Source organism: Inquilinus limosus MP06 (assembly GCF_000767795.1).
Lineage (GTDB): Bacteria > Pseudomonadota > Alphaproteobacteria > DSM-16000 > Inquilinaceae > Inquilinus > Inquilinus limosus_E.
On sequence record NZ_JANX01000881.1, the window covers coordinates 1 to 1,737 of the forward strand.

Below are 1,737 nucleotides of genomic sequence, written 5' to 3' on the forward strand. Positions count from 1 at the left end.
ACGGCGGCGACGGCCACGGCCGCCCTCGCCATCGGCCTGCTGGCCGTGATGCTGCGGCTGTCCCGGGCGCTGCTGCTGGCGCGGCTCCTGGGCCTCCGCGACCTCTTCCGCCTCGTCCTCGACCTCTTCGGCCTCGGCCTCCAGCGCGGCGTCGGTCTCGGCCATGATCCGGGCGGTGTTGTCGACCGGGGCGGCCGGGGCCGGCAGCTCGGCGCCGCGGGCCCGGGTGCGCTCGATCCGGTGCGCCGGCGGGATCAGGCTGTCATCGGCCTCGACCATCACCCGCACGCCGTAGCGCCGCTCGATGTCGGCCAGGGCGTCGCGCTTCTGGTTCAGCAGGTACAACGCCATCGCGGTGGCGACATGCACGGTGATCTCGGAGGCGCGCTTGCGGATGCCCTCCTCCTCGATCGCGCGCAGCACCGACAGGGCGGCCGATCCGGTGGTCCGGGTCATGCCCAGGCCGCCGCAATGGGCGCAGGTCTCGAAATGCGTCTCCATCAGGCTCGGGCGCAGCCGCTGGCGCGACAGCTCGAGCAGGCCGAAGGCGCTGATCCGGCCGATCTGGATGCGGGCGCGGTCCTGCCGCATCGCCTCCTTCAGCCGGTGCTCGACCGCCTTGTTGTGGCGGTCGTCCTCCATGTCGATGAAGTCGATGACGATCAGCCCGGCCAAGTCGCGCAGGCGCAGCTGGCGGGCCACCTCGTCGGCGGCCTCCAGGTTGGTCTTGTACGCCGTCTCCTCGATGTTCCGCTCGCGGGTCGAGCGGCCGGAGTTGACGTCGATCGAGACCAGCGCCTCGGTCGGGTTGATGACGATGTAGCCGCCGGAGCGCAGCTGCACCACCGGGCTGTGCATCGCATCGATCTGGCCTTCCACGTTGAAGCGGTGGAAGAGCGGGACGTTCTCGTCCTGGTACGGCTGGACCTTCTTGGCATGGCTCGGCATGAGCATGCGCATGAAGTCCTTGGCGGTGCGGTAGCCCTCCTCGCCGGCGACCAGGACCTCCTCGATATCCTTCGAGTAGAGGTCGCGGATCGCCCGCTTGATCAGGTCCGCCTCCTCATGGATGGCGCAGGGGGCGGTCGACTGCAGCGTCGTCTGCCGGATCGAATCCCACAGCCGCAGCAGGTAGTCGAGGTCGCGCCGGATCTCCAGCTTGGTCCGCTCCAGCCCCGCTGTCCGCAGGATGACCGCCATGCCGTCCGGCACGTCCAGGTCATCCATGATCGCCTTCATCTTCTTGCGATCCTTGGGATTCGCGATCTTCCGGCTGATGCCGCCGCCGCGCGGCGTGTTCGGCATCAGCACGCAGTAGCGGCCGGCCAGCGACAGGTAGGTGGTCAGCGCGGCGCCCTTGTTGCCGCGCTCCTCCTTGGTCACCTGCACCAGCATGATCTGCCGGCGCTTGATGACCTCCTGGATCTTGTAGTTGCGGTAGTTCGGCAGTTTCGAGCGGCGGTCGCGGGCCTCCTCGGCCTCGTCGCCGCCCAGCACCTCGACGCCCGGCTCCTGCTCGCCGTCATGGCTGTGGCCGTTGCCGTTCTCGCCTTCGGCCGTGGCCGGGTCGTCACCCTTCGGCGCCTCGGCCGGGGCCAGCAGGGCCACCGGGCCGCTGTCGCCCTCGGTCGACAGGGTCTCGCCGAAGCCGCCCTCTGCCGCGGCCTCGGCGGCGATCACCTCGCCCGCCACGGCGTCGCCGGCCACCTCGACAGCCTCGACGATCTCGCTCGGGCC

At 70.2% G+C, this 1,737-nt stretch carries 1 protein-coding gene; it reads right to left on the reverse strand.

The features are described from left to right. Window positions 1–1,737: Rne/Rng family ribonuclease (locus P409_RS33540; RefSeq protein ID WP_152613687.1), on the reverse strand; the 1,737-nt coding region annotated here is incomplete at both ends.